The organism is Geodermatophilus sp. Leaf369 (assembly GCF_001424455.1).
Lineage (GTDB): Bacteria > Actinomycetota > Actinomycetes > Mycobacteriales > Geodermatophilaceae > Klenkia.
Genome location: NZ_LMQA01000004.1, coordinates 190,401 through 211,526 on the forward strand (window position 1 = coordinate 190,401; position 21,126 = coordinate 211,526).

Annotated in this window: 18 protein-coding genes; 7 read left to right on the forward strand and 11 right to left on the reverse strand. The window is 73.3% G+C overall.

The features are described 5' to 3' along the window. The first annotated feature begins 97 nt into the window (after positions 1–97). Complete coding sequence (locus ASG36_RS17285; RefSeq protein ID WP_082523294.1) at positions 98–1,009, forward strand: heme A synthase; 912 nt, start codon at positions 98–100, stop codon at positions 1,007–1,009. 234 nt (positions 1,010–1,243) lie between these two features. Then, the gene (locus ASG36_RS17290) at positions 1,244–2,005 is read left to right on the forward strand and encodes an endonuclease domain-containing protein (protein WP_157498905.1); all 762 of its coding nucleotides are present in this window, start codon (positions 1,244–1,246) and stop codon (positions 2,003–2,005) included. A 72-nt stretch (positions 2,006–2,077) separates the two neighbouring features. On the opposite strand, the gene ASG36_RS17295 is transcribed toward ASG36_RS17290, so the two are convergent. Continuing rightward, positions 2,078–2,995, reverse strand: a complete 918-nt coding sequence (locus ASG36_RS17295; RefSeq protein ID WP_055766804.1) for a heme o synthase — start codon at positions 2,993–2,995, stop codon at positions 2,078–2,080. Positions 2,996–3,301: 306 nt separating this feature from the next. On the opposite strand from ASG36_RS17295, the gene tkt reads away from it, so the two are divergent. The 5 genes from tkt (at position 3,302) to pgl (ending at position 10,131) form a co-directional block, all read left to right on the forward strand. Further along, a complete protein-coding gene (tkt, locus tag ASG36_RS17300) occupies positions 3,302–5,515 on the forward strand; it encodes a transketolase (protein WP_082523244.1) in 2,214 nt (737 codons plus the stop codon). 11 nt (positions 5,516–5,526) lie between these two features. After that, complete coding sequence (gene tal, locus ASG36_RS17305) at positions 5,527–6,630, forward strand: transaldolase (protein WP_055767788.1); 1,104 nt, start codon at positions 5,527–5,529, stop codon at positions 6,628–6,630. Positions 6,631–6,741: 111 nt separating this feature from the next. Next, complete coding sequence (zwf, locus tag ASG36_RS17310) at positions 6,742–8,220, forward strand: glucose-6-phosphate dehydrogenase (protein WP_255354651.1); 1,479 nt, start codon at positions 6,742–6,744, stop codon at positions 8,218–8,220. Between the two features lie 28 nt (positions 8,221–8,248). Further along, positions 8,249–9,370 (forward strand): glucose-6-phosphate dehydrogenase assembly protein OpcA, encoded by a 1,122-nt coding sequence (locus ASG36_RS22390; RefSeq protein ID WP_055766810.1) that lies wholly within the window; start codon positions 8,249–8,251, stop codon positions 9,368–9,370. Further along, complete coding sequence (gene pgl / locus ASG36_RS22395; RefSeq protein WP_055766813.1) at positions 9,367–10,131, forward strand: 6-phosphogluconolactonase; 765 nt, start codon at positions 9,367–9,369, stop codon at positions 10,129–10,131. Before ASG36_RS22390 ends, pgl begins: the two co-directional genes overlap by 4 nt. Before the next feature lie 43 nt (positions 10,132–10,174). Here pgl and ASG36_RS17325 read toward each other — a convergent pair whose 3' ends face one another. The 10 genes from ASG36_RS17325 to uvrC form a co-directional block, all read right to left on the reverse strand. Then, complete coding sequence (locus ASG36_RS17325; protein WP_082523245.1) at positions 10,175–10,516, reverse strand: RNA polymerase-binding protein RbpA; 342 nt, start codon at positions 10,514–10,516, stop codon at positions 10,175–10,177. A 123-nt stretch (positions 10,517–10,639) separates the two neighbouring features. Continuing rightward, positions 10,640–10,873 (reverse strand): preprotein translocase subunit SecG, encoded by a 234-nt coding sequence (gene secG, locus ASG36_RS17330; protein WP_369794097.1) that lies wholly within the window; start codon positions 10,871–10,873, stop codon positions 10,640–10,642. A 113-nt stretch (positions 10,874–10,986) separates the two neighbouring features. Next, a complete protein-coding gene (locus ASG36_RS17335; protein ID WP_235495174.1) occupies positions 10,987–12,780 on the reverse strand; it encodes an ABC transporter substrate-binding protein in 1,794 nt (597 codons plus the stop codon). 46 nt (positions 12,781–12,826) lie between these two features. Next, the gene (gene tpiA, locus ASG36_RS17340) at positions 12,827–13,636 is read right to left on the reverse strand and encodes a triose-phosphate isomerase (protein ID WP_055766820.1); all 810 of its coding nucleotides are present in this window, start codon (positions 13,634–13,636) and stop codon (positions 12,827–12,829) included. Beyond that, entirely contained in the window at positions 13,636–14,844 is a 1,209-nt protein-coding gene (pgk, locus tag ASG36_RS17345) for a phosphoglycerate kinase (protein WP_055767795.1), read from the reverse strand. The genes tpiA and pgk overlap by 1 nt, the downstream gene beginning before the upstream one ends. A gap of 11 nt (positions 14,845–14,855) precedes the next feature. Then, positions 14,856–15,857, reverse strand: coding sequence for a type I glyceraldehyde-3-phosphate dehydrogenase (gap, locus tag ASG36_RS17350; RefSeq protein WP_055766822.1), 1,002 nt, complete (start codon positions 15,855–15,857; stop codon positions 14,856–14,858). Between the two features lie 198 nt (positions 15,858–16,055). Further along, on the reverse strand, positions 16,056–17,036 hold the full coding sequence (gene whiA / locus ASG36_RS17355) for a DNA-binding protein WhiA (protein WP_055766825.1): 981 nt from the start codon (positions 17,034–17,036) through the stop codon (positions 16,056–16,058). A gap of 118 nt (positions 17,037–17,154) precedes the next feature. Next, positions 17,155–18,198, reverse strand: coding sequence for a uridine diphosphate-N-acetylglucosamine-binding protein YvcK (gene yvcK / locus ASG36_RS17360; protein ID WP_082523296.1), 1,044 nt, complete (start codon positions 18,196–18,198; stop codon positions 17,155–17,157). A gap of 7 nt (positions 18,199–18,205) precedes the next feature. Further along, positions 18,206–19,132, reverse strand: a complete 927-nt coding sequence (gene rapZ / locus ASG36_RS17365) for an RNase adapter RapZ (RefSeq protein ID WP_055766827.1) — start codon at positions 19,130–19,132, stop codon at positions 18,206–18,208. Further along, positions 19,129–21,123 (reverse strand): excinuclease ABC subunit UvrC, encoded by a 1,995-nt coding sequence (gene uvrC / locus ASG36_RS17370; RefSeq protein WP_055766830.1) that lies wholly within the window; start codon positions 21,121–21,123, stop codon positions 19,129–19,131. Before uvrC ends, rapZ begins: the two co-directional genes overlap by 4 nt. Between the last annotated feature and the right edge of the window lie 3 nt (positions 21,124–21,126).

Genomic DNA, 21,126 nt, shown 5'->3' on the forward strand with positions numbered 1-21,126 from the left:
TGTCCGCTGCCCTGTCCAGCACCGCGGTCGCCGTCGCGCTTCCTGCCGGCGCTACGCCGTCGGCGAACGACCCGTGACGGGCACCTACGCTGGGCGGGTGCCGGTCTCCTCAGCCGTCGTCAGTCGCGTCGCGCTCGCCAACCTCGTCGCCAACGGCCTCATCGTCGTCACCGGGGGTGCGGTCCGGCTCACCGGATCCGGCCTCGGCTGCCCCACGTGGCCCGAGTGCACCGACGGGTCCATCCGCCCCACCGCCGAGCTCGCCGGCCACGGGCTCATCGAGTTCGGCAACCGGCTGCTGACCTTCGTCGTCGCCGCGGTCGCCATCGCCACCGTCGTCGTGGTCTGGCGCTCGGCCCGCCGCGAGCTGCGCAAGTGGGCCGTCGGCAGCTTCCTGGGCATCCCGGCGCAGGCGCTCCTCGGCGGGGTCACCGTGCTGACCGGCCTCAACCCGTGGACGGTCGCCGCGCACTTCCTGGTGTCGATGGTGCTGGTCGCGGTGGCCACGACCCTCTGGCTCCGCTCCCGGGAACCAGGCGTCGGGCAGCTGCTCGTCCGCCGTCCCTTCGCCCTGCTGGTCGCCGGCATCGCGGTCGCCGTGGCCGCCGTCCAGGTGCTGGGCACCGTGGTCACCGGCTCGGGCCCGCACTCCGGTGACCCCGAGGCCGGTCGCACCGGCCTGGACCCCGAGCTGGTGAGCCAGCTGCACGCCGACGTCGTCTTCCTGCTCATCGGGCTCACCGTCGCGCTGCTGGTCGCGCTCTACGCCACCGACTCCCCCGGCCGGGTCCGCCGGGCCGCCCGGGACCTCCTCGTCGTCCAGCTCGCCCAGGGCGTCATCGGCTACGTGCAGTACTTCACCGGCCTGCCCGTCGTCCTGGTCCTGCTGCACATGGCCGGCGCGGTGCTGATCACCGCCTACACCGCCCGCCTGGTCTGGTCCGTCCGCGGCCCGGCCTCCGAGGTCCCCGTCGACGCCCCCGCCGACGCCTTCGCCTCCGCCCGCTGACCCCAGAGACCGCGGGTTCTGAGCCTCTGGATCCCAGAAACCGCGGTTTTTGGGATCCAGTGATGGCCGGGCCTGTGGACAACTCCGGTTCCGGGGCCGCGGCTCGACCATCCTCCCCGGGTGTCCACCCCACTCCGCCTGACCGACGGCGTCTTCCTGGGCAGCGCCGCTGTCGCCGAGGGACTCGTCCGACCGGATGACCTTCGGCGTCGTCACCAGCGTCTCCTGCAGGGGGTGTATGCCACCCGCGGACTGCCGTTCGACCACGACACGAAGGCCCGCGGTGCGGCGCTCGTCCTGCCTCCCGGCTCCGCGATCGGCGGTCTGTCGGCCCTGGGCTGGTTCGGGGACGCGATGCTCGGCCCGGTCGACCGGGTCACGGTCATCGTCCCCTCCGGCTTGAAGTGGAGGGGCCCCCGCGAGCTGAGGGTGCACGCCAGTGACCTCGACTCCGACGACGTTCTCGTCGACCTGCGTGACGTCCCCGTCACCGATCCCTGGCGCACCGCGTGGGACATCGCCACATTGGAGCCCTTGCCCACCGCCGTCGCCGCCCTGGACATGCTCGCCCGCAGGGGGGCGCTCGACCTGGGGCGGTTCGGCACCTGGGTCGCCGACCGGGCCGGGGTCTGGGGCGTTACGCGGGTGCGTCTGGCCTTGGGGTTCACCGACGCGCGCGCCGAGTCGTTCCCCGAGTCCCGGGTGCGCGTCGCCTGTGTGCGGGACGGACTGTCACCCGAGGTCCAGTACGTGGTTCGGGACGACGCGGGCGGGGAGATCGCCCGGGTGGACCTTGCCTTCCCGGGGCTCAAGATCGCCGTTGAGTACGACGGCGTCCACCACTTCCAGGACCAGCAGATCCCACTCGACGACGGACGGCTGGCCAGACTGCGCGCCGCCGGGTGGTCGGTGCTCCGGCTGGCCAATGCGGACCTCTACGACATGGCCGGGATCGTCCGGCGGATCCGCCAGCTGCTCGCCGAGCGTGCCCGCTGATCCCGGAAAGCGCGGATCCTGGGGGACCGCCCGACCCGCCCGACCCCAGAAACCGCGGTTTTTGGAATCGGGTCAGAGGAGGACGTCGAGGACCAGGGCGACGGACAGCAGGGTCATGTAGGTGATCGACACCGAGAACAGGCGCATGGGGCGGTCGGGGCCCTCGCCCTTGATCCGGGTCAGCCAGGCGTGCGACTCGTAGACGTACCAGGCGCCCAGGGCGACGATCGGGACGGCCGAGAGCGCGCCCAGGCCGGGGGTGACCGGGACCATCAGCAAGGAGACGGCGAGGGTGCCCCAGGCCCACGCGACCGACTGCCGGCCCACGCTGACCGGTCCGGCGACGACGGAGAGCATCGGGACACCGGCCCGGAAGTAGTCGTGCCGGTAGCGGCTGGCCAGCGCCCAGAAGTGCGGCATCTGCCAGCAGAAGACGATCGCGAAGAAGACGACGGCCGGCCAGTCCAGCGAGCCGGTGACCGCGGCCCAGCCGATGAGCACCGGGGCGGCGCCGGGGAGGCCACCGAAGACGGTGTTGTGCCGGGTGCGGCGCTTGAGCACCATCGTGTAGGTGATCGAGTAGGCCAGCATCGCCACGGCGGTGAGGGCGGTGGCCAGCGGCGTGGTGAAGACCCCGAGGACGACGAGGGACACCCAGGCCAGGATCACGCCGAACAGCAGCGCCGACCGCGGGGCGATGACCCCGCTGGGGATGGGCCGGTTGCGGGTGCGGGACATCAGCCGGTCGATGTCGCGGTCGTACCAGCAGTTGATCGTGTTGGCGGCGCCCGCGGCGAGCATCCCGCCGACCAGGGTGGCGATCACCAGGCCGGTGCCGGGCCAGCCGCCGTCGGCCAGCATCATCGCCGGCAGCGTGGTGACCAGCAGCAGCTCGACGAGCTTGGGCTTGGTCAGCGAGACGTAGGCACCGACCAGGGCCAGCGGCGACGTGCGGGCCCGGGTGGTGCGGCGCTCGGCGACGGCGGTCACCGGCAGCTCGGACGGCAGGGCAGCACGGGGTATCCACACCACTTCGTCGAGGGACTGACGTTCACCCCATGGTATCCCTGCGGCACGTGGGGAATCCCCCGGTACCACTAGGGTTGATCACGTTGATGCTGCGCACGCAGTGGGTAGGCCCTCCGTCGACGACGACGGCGCGCCGGGCTCCCCGACGAGGGGCTCCCCGGCAGGCGGGAACACCGCTGCCACACGCACCGTCGTCCGTCCGGGTGAGCGGGACAACCGCCACCGGGACGGGCTCGACGAACGACCGACCCGAGGAGCACCAGCCTGATGGCAGACAACAGCACCGAGTCCGAGGCACCGGCTGAGGCCGCCTCCGACAGCCCCACCGGCTCCCCCGCGCAGCCGAACCCCACGCTGCCCGAGGGCTTCACCGACCTCGACCGACGGGCCATCGACACCGCCCGCGTCCTGGCGATGGACGCGGTGCAGAAGACCGGCAACGGCCACCCCGGCACGGCGATGAGCCTGGCCCCGCTGGCCTACCTGCTCTTCCAGAAGTGGATCCAGCACGACCCGTCGGACCCCAACTGGGTCGCCCGTGACCGCTTCGTGCTCTCCCCCGGGCACACGGCGCTGACGCTCTACACCCAGCTCTACTTCTCCGGCTACGGCCTGGAGCTCGCCGACCTTGAGGCGCTGCGCACCTGGGGCTCGAAGACCCCGGGCCACCCCGAGGTCGGGCACACCACCGGCGTGGAGACCACCACCGGCCCGCTGGGCCAGGGTGTCGGCAACGCCGTGGGCATGGCGATGGCCGCCCGTCGCGAGCTGGGCCTCTACGAGCCCGACTCCGACCCGTCGGGTGAGAGCCTGTTCGACCACACCGTCTGGGCGATCGCCTCCGACGGTGACATGGAGGAGGGCATCTCCGGCGAGGCGTCCTCGCTGGCCGGCACCCAGCAGCTGGGCAACCTCGTGCTGGTCTACGACGACAACAAGATCTCGATCGAGGACGACACCACGATCGCGTTCACCGAGGACGTCGGCAAGCGCTACGAGGCCTACGGCTGGCACGTGCAGCACGTCGCGGACGGCGAGGACCTCGCGGCCCTGGACGCCGCGCTGGCCGCGGCCAAGGCCGAGACGTCGCGCCCGTCGCTGATCGTGCTGCGCACCGTCATCGCCTGGCCCTCCCCGAACAAGCAGAACACCGGTGCCGCGCACGGCTCGGCCCTCGGGGACGACGAGGTGAAGGCGACCAAGGAGGTCCTGGGCTTCGACCCGGAGCAGACCTTCGCCGTCGCCGACGAGGTCATCGCCCACACCCGCAAGGTGGTCGAGCGTGGCCAGGCCGCGCACGCCGCCTGGCAGCCCCGCTTCGACGCCTGGCGCGAGAGCAACCCCCAGCAGGCCGCGCTCTACGACCGGATGCGCACCCGCACCCTGCCCGAGGGCTGGGCCGACACGCTGCCCAGCTGGGACGCCGACCCGAAGGGCCTGGCCACCCGCAAGGCCTCCGGTGAGGTGCTCGCCGCGCTCTACCCGGCGATCCCGGAGCTGTGGGGCGGCTCGGCCGACCTGGCCGAGTCCAACAACACCTCGGTCGAGGGGGCGCCGTCGTTCCTGCCGGCCAGCCGCCAGACCAAGATGTGGAGCGGGGGGCCCTACGGCCGCACGCTGCACTTCGGCATCCGCGAGCACGCCATGGGCTCGATCATGAACGGGATCGCCCTCCACGGCGGCACCCGTGTCTACGGCGGGACGTTCCTGACGTTCTCGGACTACATGCGCCCCGCCGTCCGGCTGGCCGCGCTCATGCAGCTGCCGGTCACCTACGTGTGGACGCACGACTCCATCGGCCTCGGCGAGGACGGCCCGACCCACCAGCCGATCGAGCACCTGGCCGCGCTGCGCGCCATCATCGGCCTGGACGTCGTCCGTCCCGCGGACGCCAACGAGACCGCCGTCGCCTGGCGCACGATCCTCGAGCACAACGACCGGCCGGCCGGCATCATCCTGTCCCGCCAGAACCTGCCGATCGTCGACCGCTCGGTCTTCGGCTCGGCCGAGGGCACCGCGAAGGGCGCCTACGTGCTGGCCGAGGCCAGCACCGGCACCCCCGAGGTCATCCTGATGAGCACCGGGTCCGAGGTGCAGATCGCCGTGGCCGCCCGTGAGCAGCTCGAGGCCGCGGGCACCCCGACGCGGGTCGTCTCGATCCCGTGCCAGGAGTGGTTCGCCGAGCAGGACGCGAGCTACCGCGACGAGGTCTTCCCGCCGTCGGTCAAGGCCCGGGTCAGCATCGAGGCCGCCATCGCCATGGGCTGGCGCGACTTCGTCGGCGACGCCGGCCGGATCATCGCGCTGGACCACTACGGCGCCAGCGCCCCGTACACCAAGCTCTACGAGGAGTTCGGCCTCACCGCCGAGGCGGTCGTCGCAGCCGCCCGCGAGAGCATCCAGGCCGTCGCTGCCGGCACCGGTCTCTCGACCGGTTCCGACGTCATCGGTGGCCTGCACACCCGCACTGCCGATCAGTGAAGGACGACGACATGACCCAGAACGAGAACCTGAAGGCACTGTCCGAGGCCGGCGTCAGCGTCTGGCTGGACGACCTGTCCCGCGACCTGATCCACGGCGGTGACCTGCAGCGGCTGGTCGACGAGCGCTCCGTCGTCGGCGTCACCACCAACCCCTCGATCTTCGCCGCGGCCATCAGCGGCTCGGACTCCTACGACGACCAGCTGCACGCCATGGCCGTCCGCGGGGTCACCGTCGAGGAGGCGCTGCGCACCATCACCGGTGCCGACGTCCGCGACGCCTGCGACCTGCTCGCCCCGGTCGCCGAGCGCACCGGCCGCGACGGCCGCGTCTCCCTCGAGGTCGCCCCCGGGCTGGCCCACGAGACCGACGCGACCGCCGCGGAGGCCGCCCACCTGTGGTGGCTGGTCGACCGGCCGAACCTGTTCATCAAGATCCCCGCCACCATCGAGGGTCTGCCGGCCATCACCGAGACGATCGCCAACGGGATCAGCGTCAACGTCACGCTGATCTTCAGCCTCGACCGCTACAAGGCCGTGATGGAGGCCTACCTGGCCGGCCTGGAGAAGCGCGCCGAGGACCCCGAGGCGAGCTTCGCGGGCCTGGAGAGCGTCGCGTCGTTCTTCGTCTCCCGCGTGGACACCGAGATCGACAAGCGCCTGGACGCCGCCGGTGCCGACGCCTCGCTCAAGGGCAAGGCCGGCGTCGCCAACGCCCAGCTGGCCTACCAGGCCTACGAGGAGGTCTTCTCCTCCGACCGCTGGAAGACCCTCGAGGCCCGCGGTGCGGCCAAGCAGCGTCCGCTGTGGGCCTCCACCGGGGTCAAGAACCCCGACTACAGCGACACGATGTACCTCTCGGAGCTGGCCGCGCCCGACTCGGTGAACACCATGCCGGGCAAGACCATGGAGGCCTTCGCCGACCACGGTCAGGTGGGCAGCCCGGTCTCCGGGACCTATGCCGAGGCCGCCGCGGTGCTGCAGGCCGTGTCCGAGGCGGGCATCGACCTGGACGACGTCTTCCGGGTGCTCGAGGACGAGGGCGTGCAGAAGTTCGCCGAGGCCTGGGACGAGCTCACCAGCTCGGTCCAGAAGCAGCTGCAGGACAAGAAGTGAGACCCGGGGGCCGGTGCACCGCCGCACCGGCCCCCGGCGCACCACCCCACACCCACGGCGACAGAGGGACCCATGCCCGCAAACCCGTTGCGTGACCCGAGGGACCGGCGGTTGCCCCGGGTCCCCGAACCCTGTGCGCTCGTCGTCTTCGGCATCACCGGCGACCTGGCCCGCAAGAAGCTCCTCCCCGCGGTCTACGACCTGGCCAACCGCGGCCTGCTCCCCACCAACTTCGCGCTGCTGGGCTTCGCCCGCCGCGACTGGGACGACGTCGACTTCGCCGAGCTGTCGCGGTCCGCCGCCCGGGAGCACGCCCGCACCCCGTGGCGCGAGGAGGTCTGGGAGCGGCTGGCCAACTCGGTCCGCTTCATCCAGGGCTCCTTCGACGACGACGCCGCCTTCGACGAGCTGGCCCGCACGCTGGGCGAGCTCGAGGGCACCCACGGCATCGGCGGCAACGCCGCGTTCTACCTCTCCATCCCGCCCAGCCTGTTCCCGGTCGTGCTCAAGCAGATGGAGCGCACCGGGATGGCCGAGAGCACCGACGACCGCTGGCGCCGCGTCGTGGTGGAGAAGCCCTTCGGCCACGACCTGCCCTCCAGCCGCGAGCTCAACCAGCTGGTGGACTCGGTGTTCACCGCCGACGACGTCTTCCGCATCGACCACTACCTGGGCAAGGAGACCGTCCAGAACCTGCTGGCGCTGCGGTTCGCCAACACCCTGTTCGAGCCGGTCTGGAACAGCGCGCACGTCGACAGCGTCCAGATCACGATGGCCGAGGACGTCGGCATCGGCGGCCGCGCCGACTTCTACGAGCGCACCGGCGCCGCCCGCGACGTGCTGCAGAACCACCTGCTCCAGCTCCTGGCGCTCACCGCCATGGAGGAGCCGGTCGAGTTCTCCGCCGAGGAGATCCGCACCGAGAAGCTCAAGGTGCTGCGGGCCATCTCGTTGCCGGCGGACAAGGAGCGCTTCGCCGTCCGCGGGCAGTACGAGCAGGGCTGGCTGGCCGGCCAGCGGGCGACCGGCTACCGCCAGGAGGACGGCGTGGCCGACGACTCGGCGACCGAGACCTACGCCGCCGTCCGGCTGGGCGTGGAGACCCGCCGCTGGGCCGGGGTGCCGTTCTACCTGCGCACCGGCAAGCGGCTCCCCCGAAGGGTCACCGAGATCGCGCTGTCCTTCCGGCGGGCCCCGCACCTGCCCTTCGCCCCCACCGACACCGAGGAGCTGGGACACAACCAGCTCGTCGTCCGGGTGCAGCCCGACGAGGGCGTGACCCTGAAGTTCGGGTCGAAGGTGCCGGGCAGCGTCATGGAGGTCCGCGACGTGTCGATGGACTTCCTCTACGGCGAGCAGTTCACCGAGTCCTCCCCCGAGGCCTACGAGCGCCTGCTCCTCGACGTCCTGCTGGGCGATGCCACCCTCTTCCCGCGCAACGCCGAGGTCGAGGCCTCCTGGGCGGTCATCGACCCGCTGGAGGAGTACTGGGCGACGACGACGCCGTTCTCCTACCGGGCGGGCGAGTGGGGCCCCCGGGCCGCCGACGAGATGCTCGCCTCCGAGGGCCGCGCGTGGCGCCGACCGTGACCGCCGACCTCTCCCGGGAGAACCCCTCATGAGCACCCTGTGGGACACCAACGGCTCGGCCATCGTCAAGGAGCTCGCCGCCCAGCGACGCACCGGCGGGGCCGTGATGAGCGGGGTCGCCCTGACCCTCGTGGTCGTCGCCGACGAGGACCGCGTGCAGGAGGCCGAGGCCGCGGCCGCGGCGGCCGCGGAGGTCCACCCCTGCCGGCTGCTGATCGTCGTCCGACGACAGGTCGAGGCGCCCTCCCCCCGGTTGGACGCCGAGGTGCTCATCGGTGGGCGCCTCGGGCCCGGGGAGGCCGTGGTCATGCGGATGTACGGCCGGCTGGGGCTGCACGCCGAGTCCGTCGTGCTGCCGCTGCTGGCCGCGGACGCCCCGGTCGTCACCTGGTGGTTCGCCGCCCCGCCCGGCCGCATCGAGACCGATGCGCTGGGCGTGATCGCCAACCGCCGCATCACCGACAGCTGGATGGCCGAGGACGGCATGGCCGCCCTGCAGCTGCGGGCCGAGGACTTCGCCCCCGGCGACACCGACCTGTCCTGGACCCGCAGCACGCCCTGGCGGGCCACGCTGGCCTCCACCCTGGACGCCGTCGTCGGCCGTCGCGGTGGGCCGGTGGCGGTGCTCGGCGGCCACGTGGTCGGCGACCCGGGCAACCCGACCGCCCAGCTCGTCGCCGGGTGGATCAGCGCCCGATGCGGCTGCCCCGTCACCGTGGAGGCCGGCCAGCGCACCACCGGCTCCAAGGGCATCGACACCGTCGTGCTGACCCTGGACCAGGACGAGGAGGTCCGCCTCACCGACGACCGCAAGGGCGGCGCGGTGATCAGCCAGCCCTACCGACCCGACTCCACGGTGGCGCTCCCGAAGCGCTCCCTCGGCGAGCTGATCGGCGAGGAGATGAAGCGGCTGGACTCCGACGAGCCCTACCGCGAGGCGTTGGAAGCCGCCACCGGCGTGACCGGGCTGGCCGCCCGGCAGCCCGTGCGCGAGCACCGGTGGTTCGACCCGATGCGGCCGCTGCCGGCCTCGGCACCGACCGCCCCGGACGTGCCCGCCGACTCCGTCGAGGACGACGAGGTCGCCGCGACCGGCACCGACGGGGACGACGACGGTGGGGACGACTCCCCGCAGGAGGAGACGCCGTGACCGACGCCCGACCCACCCCCGACGTGGTCGTCGAGCCCGACGCCGGCCGGCTCGCCCGGTCGGTGGCTTCGGCGCTGGTCGCCCGGCTGGCCGCCGCCCAGGCGGTGCACGGCACCGCCTCGGTGGTGCTCACCGGCGGCGGCATCGGGACGGCCGTGCTGGTCGAGGCCGCCCGGCTGGCCGCCGAGCCCGAGGCCGCCGTCGTCGACTGGACGCAGGTCGACGTCTGGTGGGGTGACGAGCGGTGGGTGCCCGGCGACGACCCTGAGCGGAACGAGAAGGGCGCCCGCGACGCGCTGCTGGACGCCGTGGGTGTGCCGACCGACCGGGTGCACGCCATCCCGGCCTCCGACGCCGGGCACGCCGAGCCCGAGGACGCCGCCGCGGCCTACGCGGCCGAGCTGGCCGCAGCCGGCGACGGCGGGGTGCCGCGGATAGACGTGCTGATGCTCGGGGTCGGCCCCGAGGGGCACGTGGCCTCGATCTTCCCGGACTCCCCCGCGATCACGGACGACCGGACGGTGTTCGCCGTACGGGACTGCCCGAAGCCGCCGCCGACCCGGGTCAGCCTCGGGTTCGCCACGATCAACGCCGCCGAGGAGGTCTGGCTGCTGGTGTCGGGCGAGGGCAAGGCCGAGGCGGTGGCCCGTGGGCTGTCGGGCACGGAGTCCCCGGTGGACCTGCCGGCGGCCGGGGTGCACGGCACCCGGGCCACCCGCTGGCTGCTGGACGCCGCCGCCGCCTCGCAGCTGCAGCGCTGACGCGCACCGGCCGGCACCCCCGAGGGGTGCCGGCCGGTGTCGTTCACGCGCCTCGGCGGGCCCGCAGGCGGGTCAGCGCCTCCTCGAGGAGGGCGTCCCCGTCGGCGTCGGTGCGGCGTTCCCGCACGTACGCCAGGTGGGTCTTGTACGGCTCGTTGCGCGGCGCGGGCGGCGGGTTCGCCTCGTCCTGACCGGCCGGCAGACCGCAGCGCGGGCAGTCCCACGTCTCCGGTACCTCGACGTCGCTGGCGAAGGCGACGTTCGTGGCGTGCTTGTTGGCGCACCAGAACCCCACCCGGGTCCGCGGTGCGGCCTCGCCGCGTTCCCGCTCACCCATCGGACCTGCACCGACCCGGCTGCCCCGGATCGCGTTGCCACCTGCCACGAGCGCCCCCTGCCATCGAAAGACCGGACGCCGGGAGTCTAAGCGTTCTCAGCCCGTTCCCAGGTCACGATGACGCGACATCCGTGCAGGTCAGACGCGTGGCGCACGACCGGATGGGGTGCTTCAGACCTTGAGGAGGATGCCGATCGCGACGATGCAGACCGTCCACACGGCGCCGGTGAAGACGGTCAGCCGGTTCAGGTTCTTCTCCACGACCGAGGACCCCGACAGCGACGACGACGCGGCGCCACCGAACATCGAGGACAGGCCGCCGCCCTTGCCGCGGTGCAGCAGGATGAGCACGATCAACAGCAGGCTGGTCAGCACCAGCAGCGAGTTGAGGACGATCTCGATCACGGTTGTCTCCTGTCCCGCGCACGGGGGCTCGGCTCGTCCCCTGGTCGGACGGGGCGTCGGGCCACCCGGCGGGCGGGGGCCACTCGACGCACCAGCCTAGACGACGGCCCCGGTCAGTCCGTGCCGACTCCGGCCGTGGCGACGTCGTACCCGCCGTAGCCCTGCATGACCACCCCGTTGCGCAGCCGCTGGCCGGCCAGCAGCTGCACCCGGTTCTCCGCCAACGGCACGTAGGCATGGGTGTCCGCGGCGGCCTGGGCGACCTGGGCCCAGGCCGCGGTCTGCGCGGCCGGGTCGGGGGCGGCGCGGGCCGCGTCGACCAGGCCGTTGACCCCGGGGTCGGCCAGCGACGCGTAGTCGGTGTTGCCCGGTGTCCGGATGCTGCGCCCGTCGACGAGCGGCACCAGGAAGGACGCCGGCGTCGGGAAGTCCGCTGTGTAGGTGGCCAGCACCACCCCGTACCCGTTCGCGGCCACCGTCGCCGGGTCCCCGATCTCGGTGGCGTAGAAGCTGGCGGCGTCCAGCGGGCGGACCTCGGCGGCGATGCCGACCTGGGCCAGCTGGGCGGAGACCTCGGCGGCCACGTCCACCGCCATCGGCACGTCGGCGACCGCGAGCACGGTGCTGAACCCGTCGGGCCTCCCGCAGGCGGCCAGCGAGGCGCGCGCAGCGTCCAGGTCGGGAGCGGGGTCGGTGTCCTCGGGTCCCCCGGTCAGCGCGCGCGGCCAGAGCACCGACGTCCGGACGGCGTTGCCCGCCCCGTCGAGCTGGTCCTGGACGGCGCTGCGGTCCACCACGGCCGACACCGCGGCCCGGCAGTTCGCGTCGTCCATCGGCGCCACCGTGGTGGGCAGGGCCAGCATGCGCATCGCACCGGTGGTCACGTCGTCGATCCGGTCCAGCAGGTCCCCGTCGCCGTCCACCCGGTTCGTGGTGGCCACCTGCACCCCGGTGCCGGACAGGTCGAGGTCGGCCGACCCGGCGAGCAGGGCCTGGTCCCGGTCCAGCCCCGACATCCCGGTGCGCACGACGACCTGGTCGGGCAGAGCCGTGCGGACGTCGTCGGTGGCCGGGTCCCAGGCCTCGTTGCGGTCCAGCACGATCCCGGTCTCGTCGTCGACCGAGGTGATCGCGTAGGGCCCGGAGGAGACCGGGTCCAGGCCGTAGTCGCCACGGGTGTCGCTCTCGGCGGGCACCGGACTGGAGGACGGCAGCGCCAGCACGTACGGGAAGTCCGGCGTCGGGGTGGTCAGCGTGAAGGTGATGGTCCGGTCGTCGGGGGTGCTGACGGAGGCCAGCCCACCGCCCTCCTGCGACTCCGCGTCGTAGGGCCCGGCGTAGGGCAGCGCCGGGTCGTCGAGCAGGTCCAGCACGTAGCGGGGGCCACCGACGATGACCTCCGAGGCGAAGGACCGCTCGATGCCGTACCGGACGTCCTGGCTGGTGATCGGCCGGCCGCCCTCGAAGGCCACCCCCTCGCGGAGGGTGAAGGTCCAGGTGCGGCCGCCGTCGGGCGTGGTGCCCAGGTCGGTGGCCAGGTCGGGCACCAGCTGGTCGGTGCGGCCGGGCTCGCTGGAGTAGGTGACCAGCGTGCGCACGTAGAGCCGCATCAGGTTCCAGACCCCGGTCAGGTAGGACCGCTGGGGGTCCAGGCTGTCGATCTGGGAGGTCACCACGCGCAGCGTGCCGCCGGCCTCGGCCGAGGGCGCCCGCACCTCGCTGAGCCCGGCGTCGACGGTCCCGCCCTGCGTGGGCACCGCGGCGTCGGAGGCGTCCCCGCCGCTGCACCCGGCGAGCAGGGCCACCAGGAGCAGCAGGGTGACGGGCAGCAGACGCCGACGGGGCGCCGCACGCCGGGTGGTCCGGGTGCGGCGCCCCGTCGGGGTGCTCGTGGTGCTGGGTGTCACGGGAACAGCGGTCCTCCGGGTGGCTGGCCGGCCTCCCGGTGAGGGGTCAGCGGCTCTCGGCGGCGTGGCGGCAGATCGAGGAGAACTCGTCGGCGTCCAGGCTCGCGCCGCCGACCAGTGCCCCGTCCACGTCCGGTCCGGCGAGGATGCCGACGGTGTTGCCCGCCTTCACCGAACCGCCGTAGAGGATACGGACCACGTCGGCGGTCTCCGGCCCGAAACGCTCGGCGAGCCGGGCCCGGATGGCCCCGCACACCTCCTGCGCGTCGTCGGGGGTGGCGACCTCGCCGGTGCCGATCGCCCACACCGGCTCGTAGGCGATCACGATGCCGGCCACCGTGGCGGCGTCGAGGCCCTCGAGGGCCGCGTCGACCTGGGCGGTCGTGTACGGCACGTGCTCGCCGGCCTTGCGGACGTCGAGCCCCTCCCCCGCGCACAGGATCGGGACCAGGCCGTGCCGCAGCGCCGCCTGGACCTTGCTCGCCACGACCTCGTCGGTCTCGGCGTGCATCGCCCGGCGCTCGGAGTGCCCGACCACCACGTAGGTGCAGCCCAGCGCGGCCAGCTGGGAGCCGCTGACCTCACCGGTGTAGGCGCCGGAGTCCTGCGCCGACACGTCCTGCGCGCCGAAGCCCATCTCGATCTTGTCGCCCTGGACCAGGGTCTGGACGCTGCGGATCGCGGTGAACGGCGGGACGACGACGATCTCGGCCGCCTCCAGCTCGGGCTCCTTGAGGGTGAAGGCGATCTTCTGCACCAGGCCGATGGCCTCCAGGTGCGTCAGGTGCATCTTCCAGTTGCCCGCGATGAGCGGACGACGGCCCTCGTAGACCCGGCCGGCCTTGTTCCGGGCCATCAGGCGGCCCCTCCGGCCAGGACGGCCAGACCCGGGAGCTCACGGCCCTCGAGGAACTCCAGGGACGCACCGCCCCCGGTGGAGATGTGGCCGTAGGCGTCCTCGTCCAGCCCGAGCTGGCGGACGGCGGCGGCGGAGTCGCCACCACCCACGACCGACAGCCCGTCGACGGTGGCCACCGCGGTGGCCACCCCCCGGGTGCCGGCGGTGAACGGGGCGAGCTCGAACACGCCCATCGGGCCGTTCCAGAACACGGTGTGCGCCTCGGCGAGGTGCCCGGCGAACAGCTCGACGGTGCGCGGGCCCACGTCGAGGCCCTTGAGCCCGTCCGGGATGCCCTCGACCAGGGCGACCTTGACCTGCGCGTCGGCAACCAGCGCCTCGGCGCAGACCACGTCGACCGGCAGCACGATCTTGTCCCCGGCGGTCTCGAGCAGGCGGCGGCAGGTGTCCACCTGGTCCTGCTCGAGCAGCGAGTCGCCCACGCCGTGACCCTGGGCGGCGAGGAACGTGAAGCACATGCCGCCGCCGATCAGGAGCCGGTCGACCTTGGGCAGCATCGACTCGATGACGCCCAGCTTGTCGCTGACCTTGGACCCGCCGAGCACGACCACGTAGGGCCGCTGCGGGTCCTCGGTCAGCCGGGTGAGCACCTCCAGCTCGCGGGCGACCAGTCGGCCGGCCGCGTGCGGGAGCCTCGTGGCCAGGTCGTACACCGAGGCGTGCTTGCGGTGCACCGCCCCGAAGGCGTCGTCGACGTAGACGTCGGCCAGCGCGGCGAACCGGTCGGCGAGCGCACCGCGGGCGTCGTCGTCCTTGCTGGTCTCGGCCGCCTCGAAGCGGACGTTCTCCAGCAGCACCACGTCACCGTCACCGAGTGCGGCGACCGCGGCCTGCGCACCCTCACCGGCGGTGTCCGGGGCCAGCGGCACCGACACCCCCAGCAGCTCGGACAACCGGGCCGCGACCGGGGCCAGGGAGTACCGCGGGTCCGGGGCGCCCTTCGGCCGACCCAGGTGCGCCGCGACGACGACGCGGGCGCCGGCCTCCCGGAGCGCCTGCAGCGTGGGCAGGCTGGCCTGGATCCGGCCGTCGTCGGTGATGATCGCGTCGCCCGTGCTGTCGTCGAGGGGGACGTTCAGGTCGGCGCGCAGGAACACGCGCTTCCCCTGGACGCCCGCGGCGATGAGCTCGTCGACGGTCCGCATGGGAGCCGCCATCAGAGCTTGGAGCCGACCAGCGCGGTCAGGTCCACGAGGCGGTTGGAGTAGCCCCACTCGTTGTCGTACCAGCCGACGACCTTGACCTGGTTGCCGAACACCTTGGTCAGGCCCGAGTCGTAGATGCACGACGCCGGGTCGGTGACGATGTCCGAGGACACGATCGGGGCGTCGGTGTAGACCAGGTACGGGGCCAGCGGGCCGTCGGCCGCGGCCTTGTAGGCGGCGTTGACCTCCTCGACGGTGACCTCGCGGGACAGCGTGACGGTGAGGTCGGTGGCCGAGCCGGTCGGGACCGGGACGCGCAGGGCGTAGCCGTCGAGCTTGCCCTTGAGCTCGGGGAGGACCAGGCCGATGGCCTTGGCCGCACCGGTCGAGGTGGGGACGATGTTCAGCGCGGCGGCGCGGGCGCGACGCAGGTCCTTGTGCGGGCCGTCCTGCAGGTTCTGGTCGGCGGTGTAGGCGTGGATCGTGGTCATCAGGCCACGCTCGATGCCGAAGGAGTCGTTGAGCACCTTGGCCAGCGGGGCCAGGCAGTTCGTGGTGCAGGACGCGTTGCTGATGATCGTCTGCGAGCCGTCGTACAGCTCGTGGTTGGCACCCATGACGATGGTGATGTCGTCGTCGGTGGCGGGCGCGGAGATGATGACCTTCTTGGCGCCGGCCTCGACGTGCTTGCGGGCGTCGGCGGCCTTGGTGAAGAAGCCGGTGGACTCGATGACCACGTCCACGCCCAGGTCGCCCCAGGGCAGGTTGGCCGGGTCGCGCTCGGCCAGCGCGGTGATCGTCTTGTCGCCGACGACGATGCCGTCGGCGGTCGCGTGGACCTCCTCGGGCAGCTTGCCGAGGACCGAGTCGTACTTGAGCAGGTGGGCGAGCACGTCGTTGCTGGTCAGGTCGTTGACCGCCACGATCTCGACGTCCTGGCCGCTGGCGGCGACCGCCCGGTAGAAGTTGCGGCCGATGCGGCCGAAGCCGTTGATGCCGACGCGAACCGTCACTGTGACCTCCGAGGTTGCTGTGGAGCCACTGCCTGGCTCCACGTGGGGCTCTGGCGGGAGGCCGCAGTGGTGGTCGCGACCTCGCTCGCGGAGAGCCTATCGGCCCCCACCGACAGCGCACCCGGCACCGTCCCGGCCCAGGTCAGCGGCCCGGTGGACGTCCCAGACGTCTCGTGGCCGCGGCACGGGTCCCCGGTCTCAGGGGCCGATCATGTCGTCGGTGACCACGGACTCGGTGTCCGGGATGCCGAGGTCCTTGGCCCGCTTGTCCGCCATCGCCAGCAGGCGGCGGATGCGGCCGGCGACGGCGTCCTTGGTCATCGGCGGGTCGGCGCGCTGGCCGAGCTCCTCCAGGGACGCCTGACCGTGCTCCAGGCGCAGCCGGCCGGCGACCAGCAGGTGCTCGGGGGCGTCGTCGGCCAGGATCTCCAGGGCGCGCTCCACCCGGGCACTGGCGGCGACCGCGGCCCGTGCCGACCGGCGCAGGTTGGCGTCGTCGAAGTTGGCCAACCGGTTGGCGGTGGCCCGGACCTCGCGGCGCATCCGGCGGTCCTCCCAGGCCAGCACGGCCTCGTGCGCGCCCATCCGGGTGAGCAGGGCGCTGATCGCGTCGCCGTCGCGCACGACGACCCGGTCGGCACCGCGCACCTCGCGGGCCTTGGCGGCGATGCCCAGCCGGCGCGCCGCACCGACCAGGGCCATCGCGGCCTCCGGGCCGGGGCAGGTGATCTCCAGCGAGGAGGACCGGCCCGGCTCGGTGAGCGAACCGTGCGCGAGGAAGGCCCCGCGCCAGGCGGCCTCGGCGTCGTTGAGCCCACCGGAGACCACGGCCGGCGGCAGCCCCCGGACCGGCCGGCCACGCTGGTCGACCAGACCGGTCTGCCGGGCCAGGCCCTCGCCGTGCTTGGCGATCCGGACCAGGTAGCGGACACCGCGACGGATGTTGCCCCCGGCGAGCACGCTGACGCCGCTGGTGTAGCCGTAGACCTCGCTGATGTCGCGGCGCAGGCGGCGGGCCACCGAGCCGGTGTCCAGCTCGGCCTCGATGACCACCCGTCCGCCCACGATGTGCAGGCCGCCGGAGAACCGCAGCAGCGCGGTGACCTCGGCCTTGCGCTCGGAGGTCTTCGTGCACTCCACCCGGGACAGCTCGTCCTTGACCATCGCCGTCATCGCCATGTGCGACCCCTCTCCCCCTCGACCCCTGACACCCGGTGCTGCTGACGCACCCGGTGCGAGGTGCCGCACCGTCCCGTCCGATCCTGCCGCACCCGGTGCCCCGGCGGACCGACCGGTCTCACCGGGCGCCCGCCCCGGAGGCGAGCACCGAGGTGAACGCCTCCGTCAGGCGCGCCGGGTCGTGCCGGGGCGCGCCGTCCGACGCAGCGACGGAGGTGAGGACCAGATCGGCCCCGCACTCCCGCGCCGCAGACAGCAGACCACGCCGGTCAACAACCGCTTCGGCATCGGCGATGACCGTGTGCAACGGCACGCCGCGCAGATGGGCCTGCAGCACCCGCAGGTGCTCTTCCGGGGAGAACCCGTCCGTCTCCCCCACCTGGGCCTCCAGGTTGAGCACGACGACCACCCGGGCCGGTGTGGCGGCCAGCGCGGCCCGCAGCCGCGGCACCAGCAGGTGCGGCAACACGGAGGTGTACCAGGAGCCGGGGCCGAGGCACACGACGTCCGCCCGGGCGATGGCGGCGAGCACGTCGGCGTGCACCGGGGGGTCGGCCGGGCTGACCCGGATGTCCCGGACCCGGCCCGGCGTGGTGGCGATGGCCACCTGCCCGCGGATCCGCCGGGTGCGCGCCGGGTCGTCGGGGTCGACGCTCTCGACGGTCGCCACGAGGTCCAGCGGGACGTCGGCCATCGGCAGCACCCGGCCGCGGGCACCGAGCAGCCCGCAGAGGGTGTCCAGGGCCCGCACGGTGTCCCCGCCGTGGATCTCGACCAGTCCGGTGAGCACCAGGTTGCCCACGGGGTGCCCGGCGAGCACGCCCGTGCCGCCGAGTCGGTGCTGCAGCAGCTCGGTCATCTCCCGGGTGCGCTCGCCGTCGCCGGCGAGCGCGGCCAGCGCCATCCGCAGGTCGCCGGGGGGCAGCACCGGCATCTCCCGCCGGATCCGGCCGGAGGAGCCGCCGTCGTCGGCGACGGTGACCACGGCGGTCAGCTCGCCGGCCAGTGGCCGCCAGGCCTCCAGCGTCACCGCCAGCCCGTGTCCGCCCCCCAGCGCCACCACCGACGGTGCGGTGGCCCCCTCGGGTGCTGCGTGGCCGGCCGGACCGTGCCCCGGCGCGGGCTCGGCCGCCCGTCCCGGGGCCTCGTGCCGCCCGCTCACCGGCGGCTCACTCGCGGCCCAGGTCGCGGTGCCGGGCACTGGCGGTGACGCCCTCGGCGGACAGCCGCCGGGCGAACTCCTCGGCGATGGCCACCGAGCGGTGCTTGCCGCCGGTGCAGCCCACGGCGAGGGTCAGGTACCGCTTGCCCTCGCGCCGGTATCCGGGCACCAGCAGCCGCAGCACCTGCAGGTAGCGCTCCAGGAACTCCCCCGCGTCGGCGGACCCCAGCACGTGGTCGCGGACCGCTGCGTCCCGGCCGGTCTGCTCGCGCAGCTCGGGGATCCAGTGCGGGTTGGGCAGGAACCGGGCGTCGACGACGAGGTCGGCGTCCAGCGGCAGGCCGTACTTGAAGCCGAAGCTGAGCACGGTCGCGGTGAGCTCGGGGGTGGTGCCCTCGCGGACGAACGCCGACTCCAGCGTGGTACGCAGCTGGTGCACGTTCAGGTCGGAGGTGTCGACCCACAGGTCGGCGTCCCCGGCGATGCCGGTGAGCAGGGCGCGCTCGGCGGCGATGCCGTCGGACAGCCGCCCGGACCCCTGCAGCGGGTGCTCCCGCCGGTTGGACTCGTAGCGGCGGACCAGCACCTCGTCGCGGGCGTGCACGTAGACCACCCGCGGCCGGTGCCCGGCGTCGGTGAGGCTGCGGATCGCCTCGGCGAGGTCGGAGGAGAACGCCCGGCTGCGGACGTCGACGACCGCGGCGAACCGCCGCAGGTCACCGCGGGCGCCGAGCTCCACCATCGGGGCCAGCAGGGCCGGCGGGAGGTTGTCCACGACGTAGAAGCCCAGGTCCTCCAGGACCCGGCCGGCGCTGTTCTTGCCCGACCCGGAGAGCCCGGTGACCACGACGACCTCGAGCGGCCCCTGGTCGGCGGCTTCGTCGGCGGCGCTGGCGGTCGGGTCGGCAGGGGTGTCGAGCGGGGTGTCGGTCACGAGGCGGCTCCGGCGGGCTCGGCGGTCGTCGGGGACCCATCATCGCCGGGCAGGGGCTCGGCGTCGCCGGTCGGGTCGGCGGTCGGGTCGGTGATGGCCGCCAGCACCGCCTCCGCCGTCCGCTTGCCGATGCCCGGCACCCGGGTGAGCTCCTCGACCGACGCCGCGCGCAGCCGCTTCAGCGAGCCGAACTCCTTCATCAGCGCCTTGCGCCGGGTGTCCCCCAGGCCGGGGACGTCGTCCAGCATCGAGACGAGCATCCCGGCCGAGCGCTTCTGCCGGTGGTAGGTGATCGCGAAGCGGTGCGCCTCGTCGCGGACCCGCTGCAGCAGGTACAGCGCCTCGGAGGTGCGCGGCAGGATGACCGGGTCCGGGTCGTCGGGCAGCCACACCTCCTCCATCCGCTTGGCCAGCCCGCAGACGGCCACGTCGGTGATGCCGAGCTCGGACATGGAGCGGGCGGCCGCCGCGACCTGGGGCTGCCCGCCGTCGACGACGAGCAGGTTGGGCGGGTAGGCGAACCGGCGGGGCCGGCCCTCCTCGGCGGCGACGCCCTGCTCGTCGGCGCGGTCGGCCTCGTCCTTGAGGTGCCGGGCGAACCGACGTCGGACCACCTCGGCCATGGCCGCGGTGTCGTCGGTGCCCTGGGCGACCTGGAAGCGCCGGTAGTCGGACTTCTTGGCCAGCCCGTCCTCGAAGACCACCATGCTGGCCACCACGTTGGTGCCCTGCACGTGGCTGACGTCCATGCACTCGATGCGCAGCGGGGCGTCAGGCAGGTCGAGGGCCTCCTGCAGCTCCGACAACGCCATGGACCGGGCGGTGAGGTCGCCGGCGCGCTTGACCCGGTGCCGGGCGAAGGCCTCCTTGGCGTTGCGCTCGACGGTCTCCATCAGCGCGCGCTTGTCCCCGCGCTGGGGCACCCGCAGCGACACCCGGGAGCCGCGCAGCTCGCTGAGCAGCTCGGCGTAGACGTCGGCCTCCTCGGGGAGCTCGGGCACCAGCACCTCGCGCGGCACCTGCTCGCCGGCCTCGCCGAGCCCGGTCTGGTCGTCCACCCCGCCGTAGACCTGCAGCAGGAACTGCTCGACCAGCTCCCCGGTGGACACCTCCTCGACCTTGTCGACGATCCAGCCGCGCTGGCCGCGCACCCGGCCGCCGCGCACGTGGAAGACCTGCACCGCGGCCTCGAGCTCGTCCTGGGCGAAGGCCACGACGTCGGCGTCGGTGCCGTCGGCGAGCACCACGGCCTGCTTCTCCAGCGCCCGGCGCAATGCGCCGAGGTCGTCGCGCAGCCGGGCGGCGCGCTCGTACTCCATGTCCTGGGCCGCCTGCGCCATCTGCTTCTCCAGGCGGCGGGTGATCTGCTCGGTCCGCCCGCCCATGAAGTCGCAGAAGTCGTCGACGATGTCGCGGTGCTCCTCGGCGGACACCTTGCCCACGCACGGGGCCGCGCACTTGCCGATGTAGCCCAGCAGGCAGGGCCGGCCGATCTGGCCGTGCCGCTTGAAGACGCCGGTGGAGCAGGTGCGCGCCGGGAACACCCGCGTCAGGGTGTCCAGCGTCTCGCGGATGGCCCAGGCGTGCGCGTAGGGCCCGAAGTACCGGACGCCCTTGCGCTTGGGGCCGCGCATGACCTGCAGCCGCGGGAACTCCTCGTTCAGCGTGACCGCGAGCGAGGGGTAGCTCTTGTCGTCCCGGTAGCGGACGTTGAACCGCGGGTCGAACTCCTTGATCCAGTTGTACTCGAGCTGGAGGGCCTCGACCTCGGTGCCCACCACGGTCCACTCGACGCTGGCCGCGGTGGTGACCATCTGGCGGGTGCGCGGGTGCAGGCCGCGGACGTCGGCGAAGTAGCTGTTCAGCCGCTGGCGGAGGCTCTTGGCCTTGCCGACGTAGACGACCCGGCCACTCGGGTCACGGAACTTGTAGACCCCTGGGGACTCCGGGATGCTGCCGACCGCGGGGCGGTAGGAGGAGGGGTCGGGCATGCC

Coding starts and splice junctions, on each gene's coding strand:
- tkt (WP_082523244.1), top strand. CDS start 3,302: ATGGCAGACAACAGCACCGAGTCCGAGGCACCGGCTGAGGCCGCCTCC.
- tal (WP_055767788.1), top strand. CDS start 5,527: ATGACCCAGAACGAGAACCTGAAGGCACTGTCCGAGGCCGGCGTCAGC.
- ASG36_RS22390 (WP_055766810.1), top strand. CDS start 8,249: ATGAGCACCCTGTGGGACACCAACGGCTCGGCCATCGTCAAGGAGCTC.
- tpiA (WP_055766820.1), bottom strand. CDS start 13,636: ATGGCCCGGAACAAGGCCGGCCGGGTCTACGAGGGCCGTCGTCCGCTC.
- pgk (WP_055767795.1), bottom strand. CDS start 14,844: ATGCGGACCGTCGACGAGCTCATCGCCGCGGGCGTCCAGGGGAAGCGC.
- whiA (WP_055766825.1), bottom strand. CDS start 17,036: ATGGCGATGACGGCGATGGTCAAGGACGAGCTGTCCCGGGTGGAGTGC.
- uvrC (WP_055766830.1), bottom strand. CDS start 21,123: ATGCCCGACCCCTCCTCCTACCGCCCCGCGGTCGGCAGCATCCCGGAG.